General features: G+C 42.4%; 26 protein-coding genes and 1 pseudogene. 12 read left to right on the plus strand and 15 right to left on the minus strand.

Annotated elements, in window-relative coordinates; genetic code table 11:
• The first annotated feature begins 95 nt into the window (after nt 1-95).
• From DCC82_RS04350 to DCC82_RS04360, 3 genes are all read left to right on the plus strand, one after another.
• Nucleotides 96-1553: an RNA-guided endonuclease TnpB family protein gene (locus DCC82_RS04350; RefSeq protein ID WP_097354091.1), complete on the plus strand. Its 1458-nt coding sequence runs from the start codon at nt 96-98 to the stop codon at nt 1551-1553.
• Between the two features lie 320 nt (nt 1554-1873).
• Nucleotides 1874-2560 (plus strand): TerC family protein, encoded by a 687-nt coding sequence (locus tag DCC82_RS04355; protein WP_012749123.1) that lies wholly within the window; start codon nt 1874-1876, stop codon nt 2558-2560.
• 72 nt (nt 2561-2632) lie between these two features.
• Nucleotides 2633-3565, plus strand: coding sequence for a D-2-hydroxyacid dehydrogenase (locus DCC82_RS04360; protein ID WP_012749124.1), 933 nt, complete (start codon nt 2633-2635; stop codon nt 3563-3565).
• Nucleotides 3566-3702: 137 nt separating this feature from the next.
• Here the strand turns inward: DCC82_RS04360 and DCC82_RS04365 are convergent, their stop codons facing one another.
• From DCC82_RS04365 to DCC82_RS04380, 4 genes are all read right to left on the minus strand, one after another.
• Nucleotides 3703-4425: a LutC/YkgG family protein gene (locus DCC82_RS04365; RefSeq protein ID WP_108430419.1), complete on the minus strand. Its 723-nt coding sequence runs from the start codon at nt 4423-4425 to the stop codon at nt 3703-3705.
• Nucleotides 4425-5852, minus strand: a complete 1428-nt coding sequence (locus tag DCC82_RS04370; protein WP_108430253.1) for a LutB/LldF family L-lactate oxidation iron-sulfur protein — start codon at nt 5850-5852, stop codon at nt 4425-4427. Before DCC82_RS04370 ends, DCC82_RS04365 begins: the two co-directional genes overlap by 1 nt.
• A gap of 14 nt (nt 5853-5866) precedes the next feature.
• Nucleotides 5867-6583 (minus strand): (Fe-S)-binding protein, encoded by a 717-nt coding sequence (locus DCC82_RS04375; protein ID WP_108430254.1) that lies wholly within the window; start codon nt 6581-6583, stop codon nt 5867-5869.
• Between the two features lie 149 nt (nt 6584-6732).
• Entirely contained in the window at nt 6733-7449 is a 717-nt protein-coding gene (locus tag DCC82_RS04380; RefSeq protein WP_062754893.1) for a FadR/GntR family transcriptional regulator, read from the minus strand.
• Between the two features lie 378 nt (nt 7450-7827).
• Here DCC82_RS04380 and DCC82_RS04385 point away from each other — a divergent pair, with 378 nt between their 5' ends.
• From DCC82_RS04385 to DCC82_RS04395, 3 genes are all read left to right on the plus strand, one after another.
• A complete protein-coding gene (locus tag DCC82_RS04385; protein WP_108430255.1) occupies nt 7828-9504 on the plus strand; it encodes an L-lactate permease in 1677 nt (558 codons plus the stop codon).
• A 136-nt stretch (nt 9505-9640) separates the two neighbouring features.
• Nucleotides 9641-11053 carry a glycolate oxidase subunit GlcD gene (gene glcD, locus DCC82_RS04390; protein WP_108430256.1) on the plus strand — a complete coding sequence of 471 codons (1413 nt, stop codon included), beginning with the start codon at nt 9641-9643 and terminating at the stop codon, nt 11051-11053.
• The gene (locus tag DCC82_RS04395; protein ID WP_097354094.1) at nt 11050-12414 is read left to right on the plus strand and encodes a (Fe-S)-binding protein; all 1365 of its coding nucleotides are present in this window, start codon (nt 11050-11052) and stop codon (nt 12412-12414) included. The genes glcD and DCC82_RS04395 overlap by 4 nt, the downstream gene beginning before the upstream one ends.
• Nucleotides 12415-12505: 91 nt before the next feature.
• On the opposite strand, the gene mreBH is transcribed toward DCC82_RS04395, so the two are convergent.
• Both mreBH and DCC82_RS04405 read right to left on the minus strand, forming a co-directional pair.
• Entirely contained in the window at nt 12506-13513 is a 1008-nt protein-coding gene (gene mreBH / locus DCC82_RS04400) for a rod-share determining protein MreBH (protein WP_012749130.1), read from the minus strand.
• A 370-nt stretch (nt 13514-13883) separates the two neighbouring features.
• Nucleotides 13884-14336, minus strand: a complete 453-nt coding sequence (locus tag DCC82_RS04405) for a C40 family peptidase (protein ID WP_108430257.1) — start codon at nt 14334-14336, stop codon at nt 13884-13886.
• Nucleotides 14337-14681: 345 nt separating this feature from the next.
• Here DCC82_RS04405 and DCC82_RS04410 point away from each other — a divergent pair, with 345 nt between their 5' ends.
• From DCC82_RS04410 to DCC82_RS04430, 5 genes are all read left to right on the plus strand, one after another.
• Nucleotides 14682-17138, plus strand: a complete 2457-nt coding sequence (locus DCC82_RS04410) for an EAL domain-containing protein (protein ID WP_108430258.1) — start codon at nt 14682-14684, stop codon at nt 17136-17138.
• Between the two features lie 11 nt (nt 17139-17149).
• Complete coding sequence (locus tag DCC82_RS04415) at nt 17150-17521, plus strand: DnaJ family domain-containing protein (protein ID WP_062679345.1); 372 nt, start codon at nt 17150-17152, stop codon at nt 17519-17521.
• Between the two features lie 175 nt (nt 17522-17696).
• Complete coding sequence (locus tag DCC82_RS04420; RefSeq protein ID WP_012749134.1) at nt 17697-18284, plus strand: hypothetical protein; 588 nt, start codon at nt 17697-17699, stop codon at nt 18282-18284.
• Nucleotides 18285-18345: 61 nt separating this feature from the next.
• On the plus strand, nt 18346-18984 hold the full coding sequence (locus DCC82_RS04425; RefSeq protein WP_012749135.1) for an NAD(P)-binding protein: 639 nt from the start codon (nt 18346-18348) through the stop codon (nt 18982-18984).
• A 1-nt stretch (nt 18985) separates the two neighbouring features.
• Nucleotides 18986-19087: a PhzF family phenazine biosynthesis protein gene (locus DCC82_RS04430; protein ID WP_233252926.1), complete on the plus strand. Its 102-nt coding sequence runs from the start codon at nt 18986-18988 to the stop codon at nt 19085-19087.
• Between the two features lie 135 nt (nt 19088-19222).
• On the opposite strand, the gene bshB2 is transcribed toward DCC82_RS04430, so the two are convergent.
• Both bshB2 and DCC82_RS04440 read right to left on the minus strand, forming a co-directional pair.
• On the minus strand, nt 19223-19876 hold the full coding sequence (bshB2, locus tag DCC82_RS04435; RefSeq protein WP_012749136.1) for a bacillithiol biosynthesis deacetylase BshB2: 654 nt from the start codon (nt 19874-19876) through the stop codon (nt 19223-19225).
• 16 nt (nt 19877-19892) lie between these two features.
• Nucleotides 19893-20237, minus strand: a complete 345-nt coding sequence (locus tag DCC82_RS04440; protein WP_012749137.1) for a YojF family protein — start codon at nt 20235-20237, stop codon at nt 19893-19895.
• A gap of 160 nt (nt 20238-20397) precedes the next feature.
• Between DCC82_RS04440 and DCC82_RS04445 the strand changes: the two genes are divergently transcribed.
• Nucleotides 20398-21168, plus strand: a complete 771-nt coding sequence (locus tag DCC82_RS04445) for an arginase family protein (RefSeq protein ID WP_012749138.1) — start codon at nt 20398-20400, stop codon at nt 21166-21168.
• Between the two features lie 216 nt (nt 21169-21384).
• Here the strand turns inward: DCC82_RS04445 and DCC82_RS04450 are convergent, their stop codons facing one another.
• From DCC82_RS04450 to sat, 7 genes and pseudogenes are all read right to left on the minus strand, one after another.
• Complete coding sequence (locus DCC82_RS04450) at nt 21385-21657, minus strand: acylphosphatase (protein WP_012749139.1); 273 nt, start codon at nt 21655-21657, stop codon at nt 21385-21387.
• Nucleotides 21658-21772: 115 nt separating this feature from the next.
• The gene (locus DCC82_RS04455; RefSeq protein ID WP_012749140.1) at nt 21773-22519 is read right to left on the minus strand and encodes a sirohydrochlorin chelatase; all 747 of its coding nucleotides are present in this window, start codon (nt 22517-22519) and stop codon (nt 21773-21775) included.
• Nucleotides 22520-22530: 11 nt separating this feature from the next.
• Entirely contained in the window at nt 22531-23310 is a 780-nt protein-coding gene (cobA, locus tag DCC82_RS04460) for a uroporphyrinogen-III C-methyltransferase (RefSeq protein ID WP_012749141.1), read from the minus strand.
• A 33-nt stretch (nt 23311-23343) separates the two neighbouring features.
• Nucleotides 23344-23562 carry a DUF3906 family protein gene (locus tag DCC82_RS04465; protein WP_062679350.1) on the minus strand — a complete coding sequence of 73 codons (219 nt, stop codon included), beginning with the start codon at nt 23560-23562 and terminating at the stop codon, nt 23344-23346.
• 12 nt (nt 23563-23574) lie between these two features.
• A complete protein-coding gene (locus DCC82_RS04470; RefSeq protein ID WP_012749143.1) occupies nt 23575-25200 on the minus strand; it encodes a nitrite/sulfite reductase in 1626 nt (541 codons plus the stop codon).
• A complete protein-coding gene (gene cysC, locus DCC82_RS04475; protein ID WP_012749144.1) occupies nt 25201-25806 on the minus strand; it encodes an adenylyl-sulfate kinase in 606 nt (201 codons plus the stop codon).
• 13 nt (nt 25807-25819) lie between these two features.
• Nucleotides 25820-26818: pseudogene (sat, locus tag DCC82_RS04480) on the minus strand (sulfate adenylyltransferase); the annotation flags it as partial.
• Nucleotides 26819-26883: the final 65 nt, after the last annotated feature.

Genomic DNA, 26883 nt, shown 5'->3' on the forward strand with positions numbered 1-26883 from the left:
CTGATGAACCTATTTCATCCAGCTAACATGTCTCTAGGATTGAGTAGAAATCACAGAAAATGGTGAAGACCCAATATTTAAGGAGGTGTGTTGCATTGGCTAAAACAAAATCTACAAGTTATGTATTAACATTAAAATTAAAAACTGAACCATGGCAAGAATATATTTTAGAAAAACGATTTGAAATAGGTAGACAGTTATATAATGCCTGTTTACATGAATTATTAAAACGTTATAAAAAATCGCAAAACGATAAAAATTACGGGGTACTTATAAAACAAGAAAAAACTAAAGAAAGAAATAAATTATTAAATAATTTACATAAAAAATATGGATTAAATGAATATGCTATGCATTCATTTGTTAAGCCAATGCAACAACACTTCAAGAAAAATATTGACTCATTTACAGCTCAAAAGATAGCAACAAGAGCATGGCAAGCAATAGAAAAATTAATATTTGATAATGCAGAAAAAGTAAGATTTAAAAAATATAATGAAATGGATTCATTAGAAGGTAAATCTAATAGTACAGGAATCCGTTTTAAAAATAGTAAATTACAATGGATTGGATTAAATATTCCAGTAATTATAAAGAAAAATGACATTTATGCTCATATGGCACTACAAGACAGAATAAAATATTGTCGTATTGTTCGTAAACTTATTAGAGGTAAGATTAAATACTATCTTCAATTGATTCTTGAAGGAGTACCACCAAAGAAAATTAATTCAAAAACAGGAGAAGTTAAGCATCCGCGAAATAAAGGTATTGTAGGAATTGATATTGGTACACAAACAATAGCTATATGCTCTGAAAAAGATGTTAAATTATTAGAACTTGCTCCAAGTGTTGATGATATTGAACGAGAAAAACGAATATTACAACGTAAGTTAGACCGTCAAAGACGCGCAAATAATCCGCATAAATATAATGAAAATAGAACAATTAAGAAAAATAATTTAAAATGGATTTGGAGCAAAAATTATATCAAAACGAAAAGTCAGTTAGCAGAATTACAAAGAAAATTAGCTGAAAAACGTAAACAAGATCATAATAAATTAGCTAATTGGATATTATCATTAGGAGATGATATTAAAGTGGAAACAATGAATTATAAAGCATTGCAAGCAAAAACAAAAGAAACTATTAAAGATAAAAATGGAAGATATAAAAGTAAAAAACGATTTGGTAAAAGTATAGCAAATAAAGCTCCGAGTATGTTTTTAACTATATTAGACAGAAAATTAAGTTATGAAAGTAAAAAGTTAAAATTTGTTGATACATTTTCTGTAAAAGCGAGCCAATATAATCATTTTACAGGCGTATATAATAAAAAGAAATTATCAGAACGTTGGAATGATTTTGGTGATTTTAAAATTCAACGAGATTTATATAGTGCATTTTTGATTATGAATGTAAAAGATAATTTAAAAGAGATTGATAGAGAAAGATGTTTTGTGGCATGGGAAAGATTTAAGCAGCTTCATGATAAAGAAATTGAACGATTAAGAAACAGCGGAAATAGATTATTAAGCAGTATGGGAATTTGAATAACAAAAAGCGTCTTGAACCGGGCGCACAGGGCGCTAAGCATCAGTAAGGTGTTTGCCCATGAAAGTCTTGTGGAACTAGAGTCAGTGTCCATGTGAAGGTATGGAAGAAGCTCTATAGTACACAAGAACCCCGTGGCTTTAGCCATCGGGAGGTTCAGAAAGTTATTGGTTATATATTTCAGAATTAGATAACTTTTTTTAATAAGGCGGTTTGCTTGTTGCGATTTTTGAGAAGTTGCTGATAGGGAGCATTTGCGGTAAGATGAAAGAAAAAGGGGAAAAAGTTAGTTTCAGAAAAGGAGAAGAGGTGCGTTTATTTGACAATATCTTCGGAAGCGCTGTTGGCATTATTGAAGATTATAGCGATTGATATCATTTTATCCGGTGATAATGCGGTTGTCATTGCGATGGCGACGCGCAAGTTGCCGAAGCACCAGCAAAATAAAGCGATTTTTTGGGGGACAGGCGGGGCTGTTTTCTTGCGTATTTTATTTGCGGCAATCATAGTATTTTTATTAAAAATTCCGTTTGTCCATTTAGCAGGCGGGTTGTTATTGCTTTGGATTGCTTATAAAGTGCTTCTTGAACAAGAAGAAGAGACGCATATTCAGTCATCAGACCGCCTTTTCAAAGCCATTATGACGATTATTGTCGCCGATGCGGTGATGAGTTTGGACAACGTCGTTGCAATAGCAGGGGCATCGGAAGGACATATCGGCATGATTGCGTTTGGAGTGGCGATCAGTATTCCGATTATGATTTTCGGGTCAAAAGCAATTGTGAAAGTCATGGAAAAATATCGCTGGATCGCTTATGTCGGATCTGGGATTTTGGCATGGACAGGCGGAAAAATGATGATGGAAGACGAAGGGTTTATGCAGCTTCTTCATTTCCGTGAAGGAACGTTAACGTATGCTGTTAGCGCTGGATTAACGATTTTCGTGTTAGCTGCTGGATATATAACAAATAAAAGAGCAGAAAGCAAAGAAGGGACCATTGTGTAAACGGAGGGATTTCTCCATTTGGGGATATCCCTTTTTCTTTCATAACTGATTGGTGGTAAAGGAGGAAGGTTGATGAAGGTTCATAATATTTTAGTAACGGGACGGTTATATTCGGAGATGGCAAAGCTATTGCAAGAAAAGGGGGTCAATAAAAATTTTCGTTTTGTTGCTGAAAATGAGGTATGTCGAGACGACTTTTTTTGGGCGGACGCATATGTCGGGTTTCGCCCAGCACCTCGTTTTGAATTTGGCAACATTCGTTGGGTGCATTCTCTCGGAGCAGGCGTCGATTCATTTTTATGGAATAGAGAGTGGAAAGAAGATGTGTTGCTGACAAAGACGGTCGGCTCGTTCGGTAAACAAATTAGCGAATATTGCCTTAGCTATATGCTTCGCGATTTACAATGTCATGACGTTTATGGATGGTACCAATCACAGCGGCAGTGGAAGCCAATTCCCCCGCAGCCATTGCAAAGTCAATGTGTCGTTATTTATGGGACAGGACATATCGGACAGCAGCTGGCTAGTTATTTGGGCATGTTTGGTGTTCAACCGATTGGAATTTCACGAAGCGGGCAGATGAAACCGCATTTTGTTAAAGTATTTCCAACCGATCAAGCGAGCGAAGTGTTGCCGAAAGCCGATTGGGTCATTGCCGCGCTTCCATTGACAAACGAAACGTATCATTTATTTGACGAACAGTTTTTTGCCCTTTTAAATAATGCTAGTTTTATTAACGTGGGCAGGGGGGCAACTGTTGATGAAATGGCATTATGGGATGCGTTGGAAAACCGAAATGTTCGTCTTGCCGTTTTAGATGTCTTCGAAAACGAACCATTGCCGCCTGAATCGCCGTTATGGCAACATCCGAACGTCATCATCACCCCGCATATTTCTGCATTGACATCTGCTGAAGAGGCAGTGGACTGCTTTTTACAAACACTACAGCGAATTGAAGCGAATGAACCGCTTTGCAACAAAGTGGATGTGCAGAAAGGATATTGAAAACGGGCAAGTCCAAAAGGACGTGCCCGTTTATACGTTTATAACGGGTGCGACATGAAAACGTATAAGGCTGGCATCAAAAAGTGCAAAAGAGAAGGCTCCCATCTGCTTCTAAATGGAATGCAGATAGGAGAGGTTTATCGGTCGGTAACGACAATGTAAGTTGCTTTCATCGGGCCGTGCACTCCAACGACTAAGTTCATTTCAATATCGGCAGAGTTGCTTGGTCCGGTGATAAAATTGATGCATGAAGGAATGAGATGCCCTTTTTCGATTTGTTGATGAATGTAAGCGGCAGCTTGGGTCATGCGCGGTACGATCGTGCTTTTCGCGATGATGGCAATATACGTTTTTGGAAGGAAGCTGACGGTGCGTCCTTTTCCATTTCCGCTAAATAGCACGACTGTTCCTGATTCGGCAAGCGTAATATCACTGAATGTAATACCGACGTTTGCTTGTTCGGCATAGTTGATATTTTTTCTGCCGGCAGATGCGTCCCAGATGTGGACATCGATGTTTTCATTCGGCCATTCGTTGCGCAGTAAGCGGGTTAATCCGTATTCATCAAAGCGGGGGTCGTCCCATGTCACAATCGGGCCGCCCCCGTGCTTGTCGACAACTTCCTTTAACGTTTCTTTTAGTTCAACAGCTGTTGTTTCAACGCATTGGGTGTGAATGCGCGGACATTGCGCTTTCAACTCCTTCAATAAATCATCTTGGCTATAACCTTGAAATACCCTCCATTGCGGCTGATGGCTCCAATGCGGCTGGGATACTCCTGTTGTACGTTGTTTGCGTCCAAGCCGATTGGCAACGGTTTGCAAAAATTTGTCACGATTATGAATCGTGCCAGTTTGCATCATTTTTCTCCTCCTTTTTGATGTTCGCGAAACCAGTCGCGGAATCGCTCTTTATTTGGTGCAGGAAACTCGCGAATTTCTGTCCACGCTTTCAGCGGTCCTGGCCCTTTGGAAATGCGGTCGTCGTTTGTAAACGGCGTCAAGGCGCTTGGGGCAACTTTAGAACCGAGCTTGTAAAGAAAGGATGAAGATGCGCCTAAACCGAACGCTTTCATCGCCAATTTTTCTGAAATCGGCGCTTTTCCTTCACGCTCGACGATCACTTGACGGTGTTTTAGCAATAATTCATGAAGCGGAATTTTAACTGGGCAAGCTTCCGTGCAGGCCGCGCAAAGGGAAGAGGCGTACGGCAGCTCTTTATAGTCGTCATACCCGCCTAATAACGGGGAAAGAACAGCGCCAATCGGGCCGGAATAAATAGAGCCATACGAATGTCCCCCAATATGGCGATAAACCGGGCATACGTTGACACAGGCAGCACAGCGAATGCATTGCAATACCGGCTGAAACTCTGTGCCGAGAATGTTGGAGCGGCCGTTATCAACGATGACTAAATGAAACTCTTCCGGACCGTCCACGTCGCCATCATCGCGTGGTCCCGTTAATACCGTAATATAGCTCGTTAATTTTTGTCCGACAGCACTCCGCGTTAAAAGGCTGACAAGCACTTCCATTTCTTCAAACGTTGGGACAATGCGCTCCATCCCCATGACGGTGATTTGCGTTTTCGGAAGGGCGGTAACTAAATCGGCGTTTCCTTCATTGGTGACGAGCGTGATCGAGCCGGATTCAGCAATGGCAAAGTTACAGCCGGTGATGCCGATATCGGCGGTTAAGTATTCATGACGGAGCATTTTGCGGGCATGAAGCGCAAGCTCTTCCGGTTTTTCTGTTTGCTTGTAGCCGAGTTTTTGGCGAAAGACGTCACGAATTTGTTCTTTATTTTTATGAAGTGCTGGAGCGACGATGTGAGAAGGAGGATCGTGATCGTCCACTTGCAAAATGTATTCGCCAAGATCCGTTTCGATGACTTCACAGCCCGCTGCTTCCAACACAGCATTTAAATTAATTTCTTCCGTTACCATCGATTTTGATTTGACAATTTTTTTCGCGTTTTTCCGAATGACGACATTGCGAATGTAGTTGTTTGCTTCTTCTGCGGTTTGCGCGAAAAAGACGTGGCCTCCGCGTTTGGCAACGTTTTCACTTAATTGCATTAAATAATAATCTAAGTTTTCTAGTGTATGCTGACGAATTTCTTCCCCGAGTGCGCGCCATTCTTCCCAGTTTCCAAGCTCTTCGGCCGCTTCGAGACGTCTTGTATGCAGCCGCTCTTGCGCTCCTGCAACAGCGCCGCGCATAAACGTGTTGTGAAGATTTGTTTCGACTCGTTCATGGAAATTTGCACCGTCAATTTTCATCGCCATGTGAATCCCTCCTTTTATCTGCTGTTTAGTACTTCAGCAATGTGCATCACTTTGATTGGCTTCCCTTGCCGCTTTAAACGTCCGCCAATGTTCATTAAGCAGCCGCAGTCGGCTCCGATTAGATAATCTGCATTTACTTCTTCGATATGTTCGATTTTTTCATCGACCATTTGTTCGGAAATCGGTCCCATTTTCACGGAAAACGTTCCGCCAAACCCGCAGCATTGATGGGCATTCGGCAATGGAACAAGCTCCAATCCTTTAACATTTTTTAATAGTTTAAAAGGCGCTTCTTTGACGCCGAGCAGACGTGTCATATGGCACGAGGTATGATAAGTTGCGCGTCCCTGAAATTTAGCGCCGACGTCCTCCACCTTCAACACGTCGACGATGAATTGGGTGAGTTCATACGTTTTATCAGCGAGTGCTTTCGCCTTCGATTCCCATTCGCGATCTCCTTGGAAAACGCGTGGATATTCTTTCAACATGGTTGCGCACGAGCCGGAAGGAGTGACAACATAATCGGCATGTTCAAACGTACGGATCATATGTTTCATTGCTTCTTTTGCTTCTTTTACATAACCGCTGTTATAGGCTGGCTGACCACAGCATGTTTGCGCCTCCGGAAAGTCAATTTCGCACCCTAATCGCTCCAATAGTTCTACCGTTGCTTTTCCAGCATTAGTATAGAATAAATCGATGAGGCAGGTGGCGAATAACGAAACTTTCATTATGAATCCCCTTCCCAGTAGCATATTAGGTGAGCAGGTCATCTGATGACTTTGTATAATAATTATATACCATTTTCAGTGATGAAAGGTATTCTTTTACGAAATTTTGCAATATAAAAAATAAAGCACCCAGCTGTTTTACCGGGCGCTTATCGAGAATATATATATTTATGAAGTATATTTTCCACGTTGGTTAAATGCTGAAGCATTCGTTCTTGCGCGGCATCGGCGTTTTTTTCTTTTATTGCTTTAAAAATTTCGGTGTGTTGTTGAAGCAGTTTTTCCGTTGTTGTTTGCTTGGAAAACAGCCAAATCCGCCGGGTTTCCCGCATCGTTTCTATCATCATTTCTGATACGCTGTTCATTAAGCTCACTAAAATCGGATTGTGGGAGGCGGCCGCAACTGCCATATGAAAAGCAAGGTCCGCTTTTTCCCCAAGCTCATCGTTTCCAATCGCTTCCTGCATTTCGTGAAGAGCTTGTTCCATCGCAATTAAATCGTCATCTGTCCGTTTTTGTGCAGCTAAGGAGGCAGCGCCTACTTCCAACAGTTTGCGCACTTCAAGTAAGTGCCAAATATCTTCTTTATTCATTAATACCGCAATGGAAAGAGGAAAGGAAATCGTTGCTGGATCAAATTCTCGGACATAGGTGCCTTCTCCTTGTTTTAATTCGATGAGCCCCATTGCTTTTAAAGCAGTTAGCGCTTCACGAATGGCGGCTCGTCCCACTTGAAACTTCTCAGCTAGTTGCTGAACAGAGTCCAATTTATCTCCAGGTTTTAATACACCGGTCTTGATCATATGAAAAATTGCTTCCGCTACTTCTTCGTAAATCTTTTTCGTTTTAATTTGTTTAAATTCCAATGTATTCACCTCGATATAAGTCCTAACTTGATGATACACGTTTTGAATTATTTCTGCTAACGGAAAGGTCAGCTACATTTGTTATTTAGCATTGGATGTTCAATAAAAAAGCAAACGGGAAAGGAACTGACGTTGTTTATTATTATAATACACGGAATGAGACGGTAATAAGAAATCTTCTCTCTTCAAAAAATGCTTTATAAAACTAAAGAGTTAGAAAATTAAAAAACCATATTGCATTTTTGGCTCATCATCTTCTATAATTTGACTCAGAACAGTATTTTATTATCCGGTCATCTGATGACTTGATGGGTGAATTGTCAGCTACAGCAATGTGAGAACAAGAGAAAAAATTAACAAAATATAGGAGGAGTGTTGATGCAGTGGAAACAAGATTTTACGCCAATTGCTGATCATCTTTGGTTATCAGCTATTGTAGCACTTATTCCAATTTTATATTTTTTCTGGGCGCTGGCTATCAAGCGGATGAAGGGCCATATAGCTGGAGTTACCACCTTGCTTCTTGCTTTAGCAATTTCTGTAATCGCTTACAGGATGCCGGCCGGAATGGCAGTGATGTCGATAACACAAGGAGCCGTTTATGGATTATTGCCAATTGGATGGATTATTATCACTTCCGTCTTTTTGTATAAACTGACAGTTAAATCCGGCCAGTTTGATATTATTCGCAACTCCGTGTTGTCGATCACGGAAGACCGTCGTCTGCAAGCATTGTTGATAGCGTTCTCATTTGGGGCGTTTCTTGAGGGAGCAGCTGGATTTGGGGCGCCGGTAGCTATTTCTGCAGCACTGCTTGTCGGCTTAGGATTCAATCCGTTGTATGCAGCGGGAATTTGCTTAATTGCCAACACAGCTCCAGTTGCCTTTGGGGCGATCGGAATTCCGATTACTGCGATGGAAGGGCCAACTGGTATTCCGGCGATGGAAATTTCGAAAATGGTAGGGCGGCAATTGCCTTTCATATCGGTATTGATTCCGTTTTATCTTGTCCTTATTATGGCTGGATGGAAAAAAACAGTGGAGGTATTGCCGGCGATCATTGTGTCAGGGGCCTCCTTTGCGATTACGCAATATGTTAGCTCTAACTTTTTAGGTCCTGAACTTCCGGACATTTTATCGGCTTTAGTTTCGATGTTTGCACTCGCCGTCTTTTTAAGGTATTGGAAGCCAAAAAGCACGTATCGTTTTTCAACGGAATCCGAAGTGGCAGCAGCAGCCCAAGCAAATAAAGCTGCCTATACAAGCGGGGAAGTATTTAAGGCATGGTCTCCATTTTTAGTGCTAACCGCATTCATTTCCCTCTGGGGAATTCCGCAAGTGAAAGCGGCTTTGACAGGACATTACGAGGGAACGAATGGGCTGTTAAAGCTAGTCAACGCAATTGGTTATCAGCTGACATTTATGCCGGAAGTACCGGGATTGAACAATAAAATCATTAATGCAAGCGGCCAGCCGATTGCGGCAGTATATAAACTAGAACTGCTCGGCGCGGCCGGTACAGCCATTTTGCTGGCTGCGGTGGTAACCAAATTTATTATAAAAATGTCTTGGAAAGATTGGGGAAGTACGTTTATCGAAACATTAAATGAATTAAAGTTTCCAATTGTTACGATTGCTTCGGTTGTCGGTTTTGCATATGTAACAAACGCCTCCGGTATGAGCACGACGCTTGGGATGGCCTTAGCGAAGACAAATTTCTTATTCCCGTTTTTCTCCCCGTTTTTAGGATGGCTCGGCGTATTTATTACTGGTTCCGATACGTCCTCGAACTTACTGTTTGCCAATTTACAAAAAGTGACGGCGACTTCCATTGGCATGGATCCTGTTTTAGCGCTAGCAGCGAACTCTTCCGGCGGGGTTGTCGGAAAAATGATTTCGCCGCAATCGATTGCGGTAGCCTGCGCGGCGGTAGGATTAGCTGGAAAAGAATCCGATTTATTCCGATTTACGGTGAAGCATAGTATTTTCCTAATTATTTTGATTGGTATACTCGTATTCTTGCAATCTAATATTTTATCGTGGATGATTCCATAATGACGTTTATAGGGAGGGACGGTGACTAGCTGGCGAAAAGAATTGCCGGCTAGGCTCAGTCCCTTTTCCGCTTGCATTAAAGACTTGGATGTTCATAGACGGAAATTTAAAAACAATATGCGAAAGGGTGGGAAAATTGATTTCTAATGATGTAAAACAGCAATTCATCCGCATTGTCGGAGCGGAAAATTATGACGATTCAAAAGCGGGACGACTTGTATACTCGTACGATGCGACACCGCAATTTCAATCTCTTCCGGATGCGGTGATTGCACCGAGAAATACACAGGAAGTTTCGCGAATTGTAAAAATTTGTAATGAACACCGCATTCCCATCGTTCCGCGCGGGTCAGGGACAAATCTTTGCGCCGGTACATGCCCGATTGAAGGCGGGATTGTTCTTGTTTTCAAACATATGAACAAAATTTTAGAAATTGACGAAGAAAATTTAACGGTAACTGTCCAGCCAGGGGTAATTACGCTTGATTTAATCAACGCGGTGGAGGCGAAAGGATTGTTTTATCCGCCGGACCCAAGTTCCATGAAAATTTCTACGATTGGCGGAAACATTAATGAAAATTCAGGAGGATTGCGCGGGTTAAAATATGGAGTTACCCGCGATTATGTGCTGGGGTTGGAAGTCGTGCTGGCGAACGGCGAGGTCATCCGAACCGGAGGAAAATTAGCGAAAGATGTAGCTGGATATGATTTAACCCGTTTATTTGTCGGTTCTGAGGGAACACTCGGCATTATTACAGAAGCAACACTGAAACTGATTCCAATGCCGGAAACAAAGAAAACGATGCTTGCGCTGTATCAAGATTTAGAAGCGGCTGCGCGTTCCGTTTCCAAAATTATCGCCAATAAAATTATTCCGGCAACGCTCGAATTTCTCGATCAGCCGACGTTAGAAGTAGTTGAAGCATACGCGCAAATTGGACTGCCAACCGATGTAAAAGCCGTACTTTTAATCGAGCAGGACGGACCGAAGGAAATCGTAGAGCGCGATATGAAGAAAATGGCGGAAATTTGCAAAAATGAGCAAGCCGTTTCGGTGCAGCTCGCTCGTTCCGAAGAAGAGGCGGACGCCTTGCGAACAGCGAGACGCTCAGCATTATCCGCACTTGCCTGTCTCAAGCCGACAACCATTTTAGAAGATGCGACGGTGCCGCGTTCCGAGATCGCGAAAATGGTCAAAGCGATTAATGAGATCGCCGAAAAATACAATGTGAAAATATGTACTTTTGGACATGCAGGAGACGGCAATTTGCATCCGACGTGTCCAACGGATGCGCGCGACCGCGATGAGATGCAAAGAGTTGAAAAAGCGTTTGAGGAAATTTTCGCGAAAGCAATTGAACTTGGCGGAACGATTACAGGAGAACACGGAGTCGGGGCAATGAAAGCGCCGTATTTGGAATGGAAACTTGGCGAAGCGGGAATTGCCGCGATGAAGGCAATTAAGCAGGCGCTCGATCCAAATAACATTATGAACCCTGGTAAAGTATTTGCGAAAAGCACAAGAAAACGAGTGGTGGTGACACGATGACGACGGAAAAAGAACGTGCGATCATACAGGAGAAGTTTCAGGAACGGATGGACGAAGACGAGCTTATGAACTGTATGCGTTGCGGATTTTGTCTGCCGACATGCCCGACGTATATTGAATCGGGATATCAGGAATCCCATTCTCCGAGAGGACGCATCGCTTTAATGAAGGCAGTCGTTGATGGGCTTATTGAACCGGATGAAGATGTCGAGCGCTCGTTAAATATGTGTTTAGGATGCCGGGCATGTGAACCTGTTTGTCCTTCCGGCGTTCGCTACGGTCATTTGCTGGAGGAAGCGCGCGACATTATTCAGCAGCATAAAAAACATTCTTTCCTAGTCCGCTTTGTTCGCAAACTTGTATTTCATGAGCTGTTTCCATATCCGGAGCGGATGAGAATGCTGACAGGACTGATCGGTTTTTACCAGCGTTCCGGCCTGCAGGCACTCGTGCGGAAAACAGGCCTATTAACCCTCTTGCCTTCTTCGTTACGACAAATGGAAAAAGTGCTGCCTCCTGTACCCCCGCTAAAAGAGATGAAAAAGCGGCCGCAGCATCTAGCACCTGATGGGATGCCGAAACGGCGGGTCGCCTTTTTCTCAGGATGTTTAATGGATACAATGTTTATGGCGACGAATGATGCGACGATGCGCTTATTGCAGTTAGCGGGATGCGAAATTATTATTCCGTCGTCGCAAACGTGCTGCGGCGCACTGCATGGGCATGGCGGGGAGAAGCAAAAAGCGAAAGAGCTGGCGAAACGAAACATCGAAGCGTTTGAACAATTGCAGGTGGACTATATTGTGACGAACGCCGGCGGATGCGGCGCGTTCTTAATGGAGTATGACCATTTGCTGAAAGACGAGGCGGAGTGGAGAGAACGGGCAAAAGCCTTCGTTGCAAAAATAAAAGATATTTCCGAAGTGCTTGTCGAATTGGATTTCCATAAAAAACACTTGGAAGTAGAGCCGCAAGTCGTTACATATCAGGATTCATGCCATTTGCGGAACGTCATGAAGACGGCCGCATCGCCAAGAATGCTGCTTCGGTCGATTCAAGGGGTGGAATTTCGCGAAATGAAAGATGCGGATCGCTGCTGCGGATCCGCGGGCATTTATAATATCGTTGAGCCGGAAATGGCGATGCAAATTCTTGATTACAAAATGGAAATGGCAAAGCAGACAAAGGCGGCAACGATTGTGACGGCAAACCCGGGCTGCCTGTTACAAATGAGGCTTGGAATTGAGCGCGAGGGATTGTCCGATCGTGTCCGAGCCGTTCATATTGTTGATTTTCTGCTTGAAGCAGCTGAGGGAATTCAGGCGTCGGAACATGAAGAGCGCATTCGCAAAACATCATAACGGTTATGACAAAGAGGGGACAGGCCCTGTCTGATGCATAAAAAATCCCTGCATTACAGCTGACGTAATGCAGGGGGATTGGAAAGATGCTTTACGGAACGGAAGTGATAAGCTTTTGAATCGTACTGAGTGCTTTTCCCGTTCCGATTGCTACTGCTTCAAGCGGGTTCGGAGCAGTATGGACTGGAACATGCAATTCTGAACTTAGCCATTTCTCGATTCCGTGAAGAAGGGCGACGCCGCCGGTTAAGACGATGCCGTGGTCAATAATATCGCCGCTAAGTTCCGCAGGACATTCTTCGAGCACAGTTCGAATCGCGCTAAGAATTTGTGAAAGCGATTCTTCCATCGCTTTTTGCACTTCTGTAGAACTCAATGGAACGGCTTTAAGAAAACCGGTCACTAAATCACGGCCATGAATGGTCATTGTTTTTTCTTCATGAGCAATTGGTGCATGGCCAATTTCGATTTTAATTCGTTCCGCTGTCTGCTCGCCAATGAGCAAGTTATAATGTTGCCTTACGTATTGAATAATATCCTCGTCGAGTTGATTGCCGCCGATGCGAAGCGACTGGCATGCGACAACTCCGCCGAGAGAAATAATCGCTGCCTCTGTTTTGCCGGCTCCCAAATTAACAACGACATTTGCCACTGGCTCATCTACTGGCAAGTCGGCGCCGATCGCTGCAGCGATTGGCTCCTCGAGTAAATATACTTGTTTGGCACCGCAATGTTTTGCTAATTCATAAAAAGAGCGGCGTTCTACGGAAGTAGAATGAAATGGAATGCTAATGACAACATTTGGTTTTTTAATGGAAAAACCGATGCGCTTGCTAGCGAGCTTAAACACTTGTTTTAGCATTGTTGTCGTTTTGTCAAAATCTGCAATAACACCATGTTTTAATGGATATATTGTTTCAACATTATTCGGTGTTTTACCGATCATCATTTTTGCTTCCGTTCCAATGGTGAGCACTTCATTCGTTTGGACGTCGAAAGCGATCACCGCTGGTTCGTTAAAGACAATTCCTTTATTTTTACTATATAGCAGTATATTCATCGTTCCTAGGTCGATTCCAATCTCCGACGAACCGAACATTGTCAACACCTGCCTTTAATATACTTAAAAAATCTACCGAAAGAAGTAAAAAAAGCATAACTATAAGTTCACACATATATAACTTTCGACTTATTTCTCACATTTATGACTATAAAATGACGAAATGTATCAATTGTTAAGTTTCTCCACATAAATGAACATTAGAAAAAAATTTTTTTATTTTCATGTATAAAATAACAAAAAAGGGGGAATAAATAGTAGCGAAAAGTTTTCCAAGTATTCCCCCGATCCCCTATGAATATATAGAACGCCCTCCTAATAAAGGAGGGCACTTTTTTTGAAAAATGAAAAACTCTCCTACATATCAAGTATGTTTACTTAATATGCCAGAGAGTTTTTCATGCTTCCCTTATAACCGTTTTGCTCCAACATATTTTGACTTCCAATAAGAATTATTTAAACTGTCAATTTTTACTCCTTTGGATGTAGCATGAATAACTTGGTTGTTCCCGATGTAAATTGCTACATGAGAAACGTCTGTTTTGGTTTTAGATGTATTAAAGAACACTAGGTCGCCTGCACGTAAGTTTGATTTATGTACCGTTTTTCCTTTTTGATACATTTGTTCGGAAGTGCGCGGTAAAATTTTTCCGATTTTTTTATGTGTATAGTAGACAAATCCCGAACAATCAAATCCTTTTGGTGTTGTCCCGCCATATCTGTATGGAGTGCCGATCAGTTTTTTCGCTTCAGTGATCAGTAATTTTGAGTTTCCAGCTGCTTCCGTACTAGAAGTGTTTGTAAATAAGGAAGAAAACATAACTAAAAAAGATAGTGAAACTAATGCGATGAATTTTTTCATTTTCCGTAAACCTCCGACAACAATTTTTCCGATTCGACTTTCCATGGCTATAGTATAACAAAGGAATTACCGCTGTTCTTTTACAGTTGAATTAAATAATATTACAGAAAAGTTACAAATATGTGACTTGGTGCTAAGTTCTCATATAAATTTTTGCTATTAAGTAGTGTTTTTTGTCGATAGACGAAAATATAACTAATCATAGTACAATACTTATGTACCAAATAATTGCGAATGATGTCGTAAAATGTCGAAAAAATAGGAATGAGGTGGGGGGGAAGGGCAGAAATAATGCTTCTATAATGTTCATGAGAAGCCGAATTTAAAATAATATGGTGGTCACTTATGTCGAAAGAAATCGAATATACGTTGTTTGTATTGATTGCTATATTCATTGTTCTTGTTATACATCTATGGCTCTATCGTGTCGTGAAAAAGAAGCTATCATTATCGCTTTTCCAAATTGCGCCTCGGTTAACAGTAAGTTTTTACATGATTGCTGCGGCATTGCTTTTTAGCGGAATCATCTATATCAATTATTTAGAAAAAGAAGAACATAAGGAATATGAAGAAGATGCCAGGAATTTGGCAAGGTTGTTGGCTGACGGTTTGTCAAATATGCATCATGAGCAGTTGAATGAACAAACAGATGAAAATGATGAAACTTATGTTCATATTTTACAAATGATGGAACAATGGCAAAATGATCATTCCGAAATATTGAGTATGTACACGTTAAAAAAGAATGAACGAGGGAATTATTACTTTGTTGTTGCCTCGGAAGTGGATTACAAACGCAAGGGGAAGATAAATGATAAGAGAGAACAGCATTTGCCGATCGGTACGGTTTATCGCACCTATATTCCCGAGCTTGAACAGGCTTTTCAAGGAAAATTTGCTATGGAGAAATACCCTACGAAGGATGAATGGGGAGAAAGCATCGGTGTGTTTATGCCGGTATTCAAACAGGATGGAACGGTAGACGCGGTTTTAGGGATTGGTTATGATGCAAAAATATATAAGGAAAGACTAGAAAAAGAGCGTCAGAAAGGGATGTGGATCTGTTCCCTTGTTCTCCTCGTCTGGAAGGCGTTTTATTTATTAGGTATATATATGCAAGTCGAACGGAAGTTGTTTGAGAAACATAAGCAAGCACTAGAAGTGAGTGAAAATCGTTTTAAACGATTGGCGGAAAGTATAATGGAAGGAATTATTGTACATGTGCATGGAAAGGTAATCGAAGCTAACAAGGCTGCATGCCGGTTGTTCGGATATGTAGAAAGCGAACTTATTCATATGCCGGTTCAAGATTTAATGATTCTTGAATCGTTGAAAAAGATAGAACATAATGATCAAGAAGAGCTCTATGAAATTCAATTGCGGAGAAAAGATGGGACCATTTTTCCAGCGGAAATGGTTCAACGTGAGTATGACTATGACGGCAGAAAGGTGAACGTCACTGCGATCCGTGATATTACAGAACGAAAGAACAATGAAGAAAAGATGCATTATATCGCTACTCATGATGATCTGACAGGTCTGCCGAACAAAGAGGCATTGCATCGCGCCATCACGGAAAAAATTCAAGAAGCGTTTGATCGTCAGGAAGAAGTGGCGATTATGTTTCTTGAAATTAGCGGTATGAAAACCATTAACGATTTTTACGGATATTCCGTTGGCGATCAAGTGTTGCTGCAAATTGTAGAAGAGTGGAAAAAACGAAGTTGTAAAGATGTCTTGTTAGGAAGATGGAGCGGAAATGAATTTATTGCTATTTTGTCGGGAAGCACAAAAGAAAAGGCGACAGTTGCAGCAAATCAGTTTAGCGAAATCGCTGATGAGCCAGTGATCGTTGAAGGTCGTGAACTATATGTTACGATAAAAATTGGAATCAGTTTATATCCGCAAGATGGAATGGATCCAAAAACACTAATTCGAAAAGCGGATATTGCACGGTACAAGTTGCGTCAAAAACCGGCAAGTCAATTTTTGTTCTTTGAAGAGCCAATGGCTCGAGTAATTCAAGAAAAAATTGGGATGGAGAGAGAATTGCGCCGTGCGTTGGAAAAAGGAGAATTTGAGCTTTATTATCAACCGCAAATTCAGTTAGACACCGGTATGGTGACAGGAATGGAGGCGCTGATTCGCTGGAATCATCCAGAAAAAGGATTGATATCCCCTTATGCGTTTATCCCTGTTGCAGAACAAACGGGAATGATTATACCGATTAACGAATGGGTAATCCGCATGGCATGTCAACAAACGAAACAATTGTTAAATGATTTTCCAAATTTATCGGTGTCTGTAAATTTATCTCCGTATGAATTTGAAAATCGCCGCTTTGTTCATAAGCTTATGAAACTATTGGAGGAGACAGGACTGCCGCCACACCATTTAGATTTAGAAATTACGGAACGAATGACGATAGATACAGAAAGAGCGATTACTATTTTAAAAAGGCTAAAATCGATCGGCGTTACGATTAGCATGGATGACTTTGGAACGGGATATAGCTCGTTAAGTTATTTAACAGACCTTCCGATCGACCGTTTAAAAATTGACCGTTCATTTGTACGAAACATTCAAGGAAAAAAAGAGGCGATTTTGCCATCTATTATTCGCCTCGGGCATAATATTGGCGTGAAGGTGCTTGCCGAAGGAGTAGAGACAGAAACGGAAGTCGCATACTTAAAGGATAAACATTGTGATGAAGCGCAAGGATATTATTTTGCGCAGCCGTTATCGTATAAGGAGTTAAAAGCGTTTTTGTATGAACATCGCTGTAAAGTGCTGCAAGCATAGGAGATGAAATGATGGATATTATTTGGAGAGTTGCTGAAGATAAAATCCGTGAAGCGATGAAAAACGGCGAATTTGACAATCTTCCCGGCTTTGGAAAACCGCTTGAACTAGAGGATTTGTCCCATATTCCAGAAGATTTGCGAATCGGTTATTTGATGTTAAAAAACGCCGGCTACGTCTTTGAGGAAGTCGAGTTAAAAAAAGATTTAATGACGCTAGAAGATTTGTTGCGCTGCTGTGAAGATGAAGACGAAAAAGAGAAATTAAAGAAGAAGCTAAATGAGAAATTGTTGCGGTGGAATGCGCTCATGAAAAAGCGCAATAAAACAAATTCCCAAGCATTGCGCGACTACCAGCGGCGAATTGATGAAAAATTTCGGTAGTCCATGGGAAAGCTTGCAGTTTTTCCACAGCAAGCTTTTTTTGTTTTTTATGCAACGTTTTTAGAAAAAAGGGGAAAATATCGTTAGGTTTTGCGAATTTGTTTTCTCGCCTGATAAAGAAAACAAACAGCACTTGCAGAAGAAAACGGATTCTTAAAAGGAGAGTGGAAATGGAATGAAAAAAATGTGGCTTTCTTTCGTGGCAGTGATGATGTTCATTATCCCGACAGAAGCATTTGCGGCACATGAGAAAGCAAATGTAAAACAGCGAGACACGGAAGCAATCGGTCATGTGCTTGCAGGACATATGTTCAAGCATGGAGAATTAGATGAACAAAAATGGATGAAAATAGTCAGACAATATACGCCAGACCAAGCGGATGAATGGCAAAAGGTGCTTGACGAGCGGAAAACGCTAAGAAAACAAATGCAGGACGAACAAGTGAAAAAAGCGTTGAAAGCAAAATGCAAGGAAATGAAAAAGAAGCGTGAAGCAGCGCTTGACCAATTAATTGATCGTTTCGCTAATAAAGAAATAACGAAAGAACAATTTAAACAAGAATTGAACCAATTACATAAACGGAAAAAGTGGATGTCAAAAGAGGAAAAGCAAAAATTGCGCAAGCTTCATTATCAAACATATGAAGCGATGAAGGAAAACGACAAAAATGCCATGACCATGTTATTGCCACAATGGCTTGAACATATGAAAAAAGAAAATAAACGGTTGGCGAAATGGATTCAAGAAGCAACGCAAAGATAATATAATGGAGAAAAAGGCCGTGGGTTTCTACACGGCTGTTTTTTATAAAGGGGAAATTCGTATGGGATATCCGGTTATGCTAAATATCGCAAATCAGCACGTTGTCGTCATCGGCGGCGGAAAGGTGGCGGAACGGAAAATTCATGGATTGCTTGAAGCAAAGGCAAACATTACGGTTGTGGCTCCTACGATTACATCGGGAATTCAACAGTTAGAAGCAGCTGGAAAACTTATTTGGCGACAAAAAACGTTTTCTCCTGACGATTTGGAAGAAGCATGGGTTGTGATTGCCGCAACGAATAATCGGGATGTCAACGAAGCGGTGGCGAAAGCGGCGAAGTCTTATCAGCTTATTAACATTGCCGATGATCCGGAACGGTCCAATTTTCATGTTCCTGCGGTCATAAGGCGCGGCAGATTGACGATTGCGATTTCGACAGGCGGCGCAAGCCCGACCATCGCCCAGCAAATTCGCCGCCAGCTTGAGGAACTGTACGATGATGACTACGGACGGTATATCGATTTTCTTTACCAATGCCGGCAATGGATTTTACGAAATGTGCACGATGAACAAAAAAGGAAAAAATTATTTAAAGCAATTGCGGATGAATCATTTCGGAAGAGGGGGAATTGGGAGGAGGAGTTTGAACAGCTGCTGGAGAATGTGGTAAAAGAGGAAATTAGGCGAAAGGAAGGGTAGGATGATGATATCCATTTATGTCGTAGATGCGTTTACGAACGAGCGATTCAGCGGGAATCCAGCAGCTGTTTGTCTTCTTTCTGCCCCAATGCCAGAAGAATAGATGCAAAAGGTAGAAGTAAATCATGATAGAGTGGGACTGTCTGGGCAAGCAGTAACCGTATGGAAAGGGGAATTAATAGACTGATAGAAATTGGAACAAGCAACCTTCCCTCTATGGAGAAAGTTGCTTGTTTTTTCAATCATCCCATTTATACGTCCAAAACCGCTCGGTCTTCAGCCATTCTAACACGTCGCCGCCCCGCTTGGCAGCCGCTTTCATCAATCCTTCTGTTTGCGAGCGATGCGCTTGGATCGCGGCGAGTTTTTTGTCGATAACCGCGCTGACGTCGCGGATGACATCGGGTTTTCCTAAATCTTGTTCACAGTTTTTGGAAAACGCGACGCAGTGAACGACAGGGCGCTTGTCTTTCGGAAGGCGCTTGAGAGCGCGAATAACGGCGGCGCCGCATGCGTCATGATCAGGATGGACGCTATAACCAGGGTAAAACGTAATGACAAGCGATGGATTCGTTTCTGCGACAATTTCTCCGATTCGATCGGCAAGCAATTCTTCATCCTCAAATTCTATCGTTTTATCGCGGTATCCAAGTAAGCGCAAGTCATGGATGCCGATAGTTTTACATGCTTCTTCGAGTTCTTTTTTGCGAATGAGAGGAAGTGTTTCACGGTTGGCAAATGGCGGCACTCCCATATTTCTTCCCATTTCTCCAAGGGTTAAGCAGGCGTACGTAATCGGTGTGCCATTTTCAGCGTGCTGCGCTAACGTTCCAGACACTCCAAACGCTTCATCGTCGGGATGGGGGAATACGACTAATATATGTCTTTCCATGAAAATCACTCCTTCATTAAAATGGCTCATGGCTTAATTGCAGTGCAACAGCCAGCCTTCCTTCATAATCGTGCCCGGCTAACAGCAATTGTCCTTTCTCTGTCATTTCCCAGTCTGTTAATCCTTCCGCATACACCCAGCCGAAATCAAGTTTTAAGCCGACACGATACGGCCCGTTTCCAACGATTTTCCCGCGGCTGAAACGAATAAGACCGTTGCGGATATAAGCTCCGGCAGAAAAAAATCCTTCATTATGGTGAGAAGCATATGCTCCATTTGTCGTCTCTAAATGAATATATACGTCTTGGTTGGCAAAGCGGTTTAATGCGGTTTGCACTTCGCAAACATCAATCGGCTGCAAGCGAATCCCTCCTGCTATTTATTTTCTATTATTTTACATGAAACGAGCAAAAAAACGAAAATATTTCGTCTATCGAACTTCTTGATTATAATAAAAGAAGACAGTTATTGAGACTCATCAAGCTTCGATTTTACGCCAAAATAGAGAAGAGGTGTTATTGATGAGTTTTCAAGGAAATGGAATAACGTTTTTAAACTTTGACAATACGTATGTTTCGCAAAAACAGCTTTTTCATTTTCCACATGAATGGATCGATTTTACCGATTTAGCACATACAAACTTGTATTGTGAACCCGAATCATTACGCGAGATTGAGAGACGCATACGTCTTCGTAAACAAAAAGGAGCGGTGCTCATCGGAAACGGAAACTATCACTATGTTTCTTATTTGCTTATTCAAGAAATAAAGGAGCCTTTTACTCTCATTTTGTTTGACCATCATACGGATGTTGGAACTGGGGATGATCCTGTTATTTCGTGCGGTTCATGGGTATCGTATGCGCTAAAGCATCCTTATTTAAAAAAGGTGGTTATGATCGGTCCAAAACCTTCACAACAGTATCTTCGTTTATCTTCTAATATTACTGTCTTCCCAATTGATCATTACGATATTTCTCCAAGCATGCTTTTTTCCGTCATTCCTACTCATTGTATATATATTAGTATTGATAAAGACGTGCTTTGCCGTGATGATGCGGTGACAAACTGGGATCAAGGAACGATGCCGCTTTCGTTTTTGCTTTCCTGTCTGCGTCATCTATTATTCTATAAAAAGGTAGTAGGTGTGGATGTGTGCGGTGAATATCCGCAAGCTTCCATTGATATTTTTAACCCTGTTTGCCGCGAAGCGAATCGAAAAAACGAATATGCGAACCGATGCATTATTGAAACGTGTTTACATTACACATCTACACATCCCCTTCCTGCGTAATTGCTCACCATCATACAGTAGCATTATAGATGTAAGTTTTGCCTTTTGATCAAAGAATCACGATGTTTTTCGGCTGCGCATAAGCGTGATTGAGGCAAGCCACGGCCTTGCCCCGGACAGACGAAAAATCTGCGGCAAACTTCTTGTCCGCCAGAAGTTGAATCTTCCAGATAAACTTATATTACAAATAAAAGAGCTGTATCTATTTGCAGCCCCTTAGTACATGATGCGAAATTGCGTTTCATTATTAATAACTGGAATTTCTTGTGCGGAAACATCGGTTACTTTCGCAAAAAGCGTTCCTTCTCGGATCGTGTCAATAAATAACTGGATCGCCTCTTCATTTCCTTGTACTTCAAGTTCCACTGTTCCATCATCATTGTTTCTGACCCAGCCTGTCAATTGCCGTTTTAGTGCTTCATATTGGGTAAAATACCGGAATCCCACGCCTTGAACGCGCCCATGAACGATTAAGTGAAACCGTTTCATATTGCTCGCCCCTCGCCATCTTTTTTCTATTCTCATCATACAATAGATAGGGGATTTTGTATATGTGGATGTAAGATAAGAGGGAGGACGAAAAGCGAAAGGGAGCTTGGCGATGTTAAGCTCCCTTATTCGCTCGTAACAATATTTGTGCGTTTTCTTTGATCATATTCTGCAAAAAAGGATGGTATCCTAAATAGTTGCATAAAATCCACTGTTTATTGGATGAAGAAAGAGAACGGAGCTGTTTTTCAATTGTTTTCATTAATACGCCAGTAAATAATAAATAAGGAACGACGAAAATTTTTTTGTAGAAAGAACGGCTTGCTTCATATAAACCGTCTTCCAATGTTGGCCGGATGGCGGCTAAAAAACATATATCAACGCGCGGGACGTTTGTTTTTGCTTGAAGCAGCTTAGCGATCGCGGTGATATCACGCTTCGTATCCGGATCGCTGCTGCCGCGTCCGATAAGCAGAATCATCGATTCATGATCTAACGACACTGCTTGTTCTTTTATCCGGTCTACAACAATGTCGATCATCGTCTCATGCACGCCAAACGGTTTTCCAAGCACGATTTCCAAGTGGGGATGGCGCTGTTTTGCTTGCCGGATCGCTTCCGGAATATCGTGTTTGGCATGTCCTGCTGATAAAAGAAGAATTGGCAGAACAACGATGCGAGTTGCTCCTTTTTGAACACAAATATCGATTCCAGTGACAATATCTGGATAGGCAAGTTCAATAAAACAAAGTTCTTGAATGGGAACATCGATATTTGCCTTGCATTGTTCTACAAAGTCGCTCGCTTCCGCACGCGCTTTGGCGATGCGGCTGCCGTGACAGACGTACAATATCGCTTGCATATTCCACCTCGTCATAATGCTGCGTTAGCGGCCGTCTGTTGTTTTTGAAGCAGCTGTTCAAACCATTGAATGTTTTCGCGAAGTTTTACGACGTTCCCGATAATAATCATGCTTGGATTTTCGATCTTTTCTTTTGCGACAACCTCAGCGATCGTCGATAAGGTAGCAGTTACGGTCCGTTGTTCGGACGTTGTTCCCCATTGTATGACCGCAACGGGGGTTGAAGGAGCTTTCCCGTATTTGGTGAGCTGATCGCAAATATACGGCAGATTGCTAATGCCCATGTAAATGGCCAACGTATCAATTCCTTTTGCGAGACTTTCCCATTTTAAATCTTCTTCGCTTCCTTTCCGCTTATGACCGGTGATGAAGGCGACGCTAGAGCTGAAATCTCGATGGGTGACAGGAATACCAGCGTAAGCAGCAGCGGCGATTCCAGAAGTAATGCCGGGAACGATTTCAAACTCGATTCCATGTTTCGCAAGCGCCTCTGCTTCCTCACCGCCTCTGCCAAATACGAACGGGTCGCCGCCTTTCAAACGAACAACCGTTTTTCCTTTTTTGGCGTACCGAACGAGGAAATGATTAATGGTTTCTTGCTGCATGGTATGGTAACCCGGCAATTTGCCGCAAAAGATGAGTTCTGCATCTTTTTTCGCATAGGATAACAGCTCTTCATTGATGAGGCGGTCGTATAAAATAACATCGGCTTGCTGGATGCATTTGAGGCCTTTTACGGTAATTAGTTCAGGGTCACCAGGGCCCGCTCCAACTAGGTATACTTTTCCCATCTTTGTTTCAGCCCTTTCTCGTTTGCATGTTTTTTATGAAGAATGGCGGGGTTCGCTGTAGACAACGAACCCGCCTCCGCGACGAATCAGTTTTTTTTCATGTAGCGAAATATCCGTATAATCAGGAACTTTTAAAAAATGTTTTTCTAATTCCACTTCAACGAGGCGAAATGCTTGTTCATCGTCGTTTGCGGCAATGACGACATAGATGATTTCTGTTTTTGTTGTTACTTCAAATCGATAAAGAAACATGGCTGTCACCTTTTATGCTACCGTGCTGACTTGCGCTAAAATGCTGTCTAGTTCTGTTTGCAACGCTTCTATTCCAACGCGATCTAAGTAAGCTAAGAATGTTTCGCCCGGCAATTTTGTTTCTTTGAAATAGGTTAATAGCTGCAAAAGCACTTCGGAAATTCGTTCCGCATCTACTTTTCCTTTTAATTTTTGATTGTATTTGCCGCCGTTGTAGAGCGTGCCGCCGACGTAAATTTCAAACGCTTCAATCATGCCTCTGTCTTTTGTTTTTGTTTTGATTCCTTGCAGGCCGATATCTCCAATTTGCCGTTGGCCGCATGAGTTTGGACAGCCAACCATATGAATGCGTACCGGAACGTCCAGTTCTAAATGCTGATCTAAATATTCAGCGACGCGCCGCATCCGTTCTTTCGTCTCGACGAGCGCCAAATTGCAAAACTCGGTGCCTGTACAAGAAACAGAATAGCCGGTGAATGTGTTCGGACGGATAGAAATCCGTTCAAACACTTTTTCCTGTAATACAGCGTCAACATATTTATCTGGAATATTTGGAATAATTAGGTTTTGTGAATTGCATGTGCGGACTTCGCCGTTGCCGTATTGGCGGGCTATGCGCGCGATTTCGAATACTTCATCCGCGCTCAAGCGGCCAACTGGCACATTAAAGCCGATGAAATTTAATCCTTCTTGTTTTTGGCGATGGACGCCGTAGAAGTAACCAGGGTTCCAGCCCTTTTGTACGTCTTCCCCTTTGGATGGGAGAGGCCCCGTGAGCTCAATTAATTTTTCTTTAAATTTATCAACGCCCCAGTCAGCGACAAGGAATTTGAGACGGGCGCGATGGCGTTTTTCGCGATAGCCGTAATCGCGGAAAATCGTTGTGACAGCAACAGCGACGTCTTTCACGCGATCTGGCGTCACGAACACATCCAGTGTTTGGGCAAGATATGGAGCAGACGATAAACCGCCGCCGACTTTCACATGGAATCCGAGCACTTCTTTGCCGTCGATCACTTTTTTCGCCGGTGTAAACGACAAGCAATGGATTTCTGCGTTAACCGTGTTGTAGACGTTGGCACTGATCGATATTTTATATTTGCGCGGCAAGTTCGAGAAGTCTTCGTTATGTTGGAAAAACTCATATACTTCACGAACGATTTCTCTCGTGTCAAACAGTTCGTCCGGATCGATACCAGCAAGCGGGTTGCCGACGATGTTGCGGGTGATATCGCCGCAAGCTCCAGCGGTAGATAATCCAACCCGTTTTAAACGATCAAAAATATCAGGAATTTGTTCGATTCGCAGCCAATGGAATTGAACAGATTGACGGGTTGTAATGTCAAACAAACCGCGTCCGTAATCACGGGCGATGCCTGCTAACGTTTCGAGCTGCTCGTTAGATAAAATTCCGGAAGGAACACAAACGCGCATCATAAAATAGCCATCTTCTTTTGGGCGTTGCAGGTAAAGCCCTGCCCATTTGAAATAATCCCATTCTTCTTGCGGAATCGAAGAGAATCCATGCTTTGCATAATAAGGAATATCTTCAAAAATTTTTAGTCCATCTTTTTTAAGCTTTTTTAATTCCATTTTGTTTAATTTCGGATTATCTGCCCATACTTTTTCGTATGCCATTTAAAGCTCCCCCTTGATAAAGTTTCGATCGCGCAAGTAAGCAAGCACTTGATTGGCGCATTCATCGATCGTGTAGCGATGTGTTTCAATCGTTAATTCCGGAGAGACAGGCGCTTCATACGGAGAATCAATCCCGGTAAAATCGCGAATTTCTCCGTTTCTTGCTTTTTTATACAATCCTTTTGGATCGCGTCTTTCACACTCTTCTAACGGGCATTTCACATAAATTTCGATAAACTCGTCTTTTTCTACTAAATTGCGGACAAGCTCACGATCTTGCGCGAAAGGAGAAATAAATGCCGTTAAGACGAATTGGCCGCTGTCAACAAACAGCTTGGCAACTTCACCGATGCGGCGAATATTTTCGGTGCGGTCTTCTGCAGAGAAGCCAAGATCTTTATTTAGCCCGTGGCGAATGTTATCGCCGTCTAATACATAATTTTGAATGCCAAGGTCAAATAACTTTTTCGACACGGCATTGGCGATTGTGGATTTACCGGAGCCGGAAAGTCCGGTAAACCATAAAATCGCGCTGTGATGCCCGTTGCGCTTGCGGCGGTCTTTTTTTGTAATTGACGTTTGGTGCCAAACGATGTTCGTGCTCAAGCTTTCTCCTCCTTTAACGTGTAGATGAGGTGACAGCCTCGCGCTGCTGCAATCCTTTAATCAATACTGCCGCGACTTCCGGACGGCTGAACGTGCTTGGCGGCACTTGGCCATTGCGCAGCATTTCCCGCACTTTTGTGCCGGATAATACAACATGGTATTTCGGATCATGCGGGCATGTTTTCGTCGACGCCATTCCTTCGCATTTCGTGCAATAAAAGCTATGTTCGAAAAACAGCGGCGTAATGCCAAGTTCTTCCGGCGTAAAATTCAAGAAGATTTTTTGCGCATCATATGTGCCATAGTAATCACCGACGCCGGCATGGTCGCGGCCGACAATGAAGTGGGTGCAGCCGAAGTTTTTGCGCACCATCGCATGGAAAATCGCTTCCCGTGGCCCGGCGTAGCGCATCGCTGCCTGGAATACTCCTAAAAACACGCGGTCTTTCGGATAATAGTTTTCCAACAATACTTGATAGCTTTCCATGCGGATGTCCGCTGGGATGTCATCCGCTTTTGTTTCGCCGACGAGCGGGTTTAAAAAGAGGCCGTCGACAATTTCGAGCGCGCATTTTTGGATGTATTCATGGGCGCGATGGACAGGATTTCGCGTTTGAAAGCCGACCACCGTGTTCCAGCCAAGCTCGGCAAAACGCTTACGTGTTTCGGCCGGATCGAAGTAGAATGGAGCGAAACGCCCTTTATCAGTGCGTTTTACTAATGTAATCGGGCCGCCTACATATACATTTGGCTTTTCAAATAGTTTCCGTACGCCTGGATGTTTGAGTTCATCCGTTTTATAAACGAGAAGTGCTTCTTTTGTTTTATCAGGTTGATAGATTTCTTGAATATCAATGACTCCATAGACTTCTCCGTTGTAAACGAGTTTGGCCGTTTCGCCGGCAGAAATCTCTTTTGCCTTTTCTTCGGTTACAGCAAGGGTAATTGGAATGCTCCATACTGTACCGTTGGTTAAGCGCATCGTTTCAACGACAGAGTCATAATCCTCCCTCTAGAAATATTGATGTATCAAGGCTTTTCGGCCTCTCAGGGGTGTCCAAAAAATATTTTTCGACA

This window comes from Geobacillus sp. LYN3, assembly GCF_003064505.1.
GTDB classification, from domain to species: Bacteria; Bacillota; Bacilli; order Bacillales; family Anoxybacillaceae; genus Parageobacillus_B; species Parageobacillus_B toebii.

Coding starts and splice junctions, on each gene's coding strand:
- DCC82_RS04360 (WP_012749124.1), top strand. CDS start 2,633: ATGAAGGTTCATAATATTTTAGTAACGGGACGGTTATATTCGGAGATG.
- DCC82_RS04365 (WP_108430419.1), bottom strand. CDS start 4,425: ATGCAAACTGGCACGATTCATAATCGTGACAAATTTTTGCAAACCGTT.
- DCC82_RS04370 (WP_108430253.1), bottom strand. CDS start 5,852: ATGGCGATGAAAATTGACGGTGCAAATTTCCATGAACGAGTCGAAACA.
- DCC82_RS04375 (WP_108430254.1), bottom strand. CDS start 6,583: ATGAAAGTTTCGTTATTCGCCACCTGCCTCATCGATTTATTCTATACT.
- DCC82_RS04385 (WP_108430255.1), top strand. CDS start 7,828: ATGCAGTGGAAACAAGATTTTACGCCAATTGCTGATCATCTTTGGTTA.
- DCC82_RS04395 (WP_097354094.1), top strand. CDS start 11,050: ATGACGACGGAAAAAGAACGTGCGATCATACAGGAGAAGTTTCAGGAA.
- mreBH (WP_012749130.1), bottom strand. CDS start 13,513: ATGTTCGGTTCGTCGGAGATTGGAATCGACCTAGGAACGATGAATATA.
- DCC82_RS04405 (WP_108430257.1), bottom strand. CDS start 14,336: ATGAAAAAATTCATCGCATTAGTTTCACTATCTTTTTTAGTTATGTTT.
- DCC82_RS04410 (WP_108430258.1), top strand. CDS start 14,682: ATGTCGAAAGAAATCGAATATACGTTGTTTGTATTGATTGCTATATTC.
- DCC82_RS04415 (WP_062679345.1), top strand. CDS start 17,150: ATGGATATTATTTGGAGAGTTGCTGAAGATAAAATCCGTGAAGCGATG.
- DCC82_RS04420 (WP_012749134.1), top strand. CDS start 17,697: ATGAAAAAAATGTGGCTTTCTTTCGTGGCAGTGATGATGTTCATTATC.
- DCC82_RS04425 (WP_012749135.1), top strand. CDS start 18,346: ATGGGATATCCGGTTATGCTAAATATCGCAAATCAGCACGTTGTCGTC.
- DCC82_RS04430 (WP_233252926.1), top strand. CDS start 18,986: ATGATGATATCCATTTATGTCGTAGATGCGTTTACGAACGAGCGATTC.
- bshB2 (WP_012749136.1), bottom strand. CDS start 19,876: ATGGAAAGACATATATTAGTCGTATTCCCCCATCCCGACGATGAAGCG.
- DCC82_RS04445 (WP_012749138.1), top strand. CDS start 20,398: ATGAGTTTTCAAGGAAATGGAATAACGTTTTTAAACTTTGACAATACG.
- DCC82_RS04450 (WP_012749139.1), bottom strand. CDS start 21,657: ATGAAACGGTTTCACTTAATCGTTCATGGGCGCGTTCAAGGCGTGGGA.
- DCC82_RS04455 (WP_012749140.1), bottom strand. CDS start 22,519: ATGCAAGCGATATTGTACGTCTGTCACGGCAGCCGCATCGCCAAAGCG.
- cobA (WP_012749141.1), bottom strand. CDS start 23,310: ATGGGAAAAGTATACCTAGTTGGAGCGGGCCCTGGTGACCCTGAACTA.
- DCC82_RS04465 (WP_062679350.1), bottom strand. CDS start 23,562: ATGTTTCTTTATCGATTTGAAGTAACAACAAAAACAGAAATCATCTAT.
- DCC82_RS04470 (WP_012749143.1), bottom strand. CDS start 25,200: ATGGCATACGAAAAAGTATGGGCAGATAATCCGAAATTAAACAAAATG.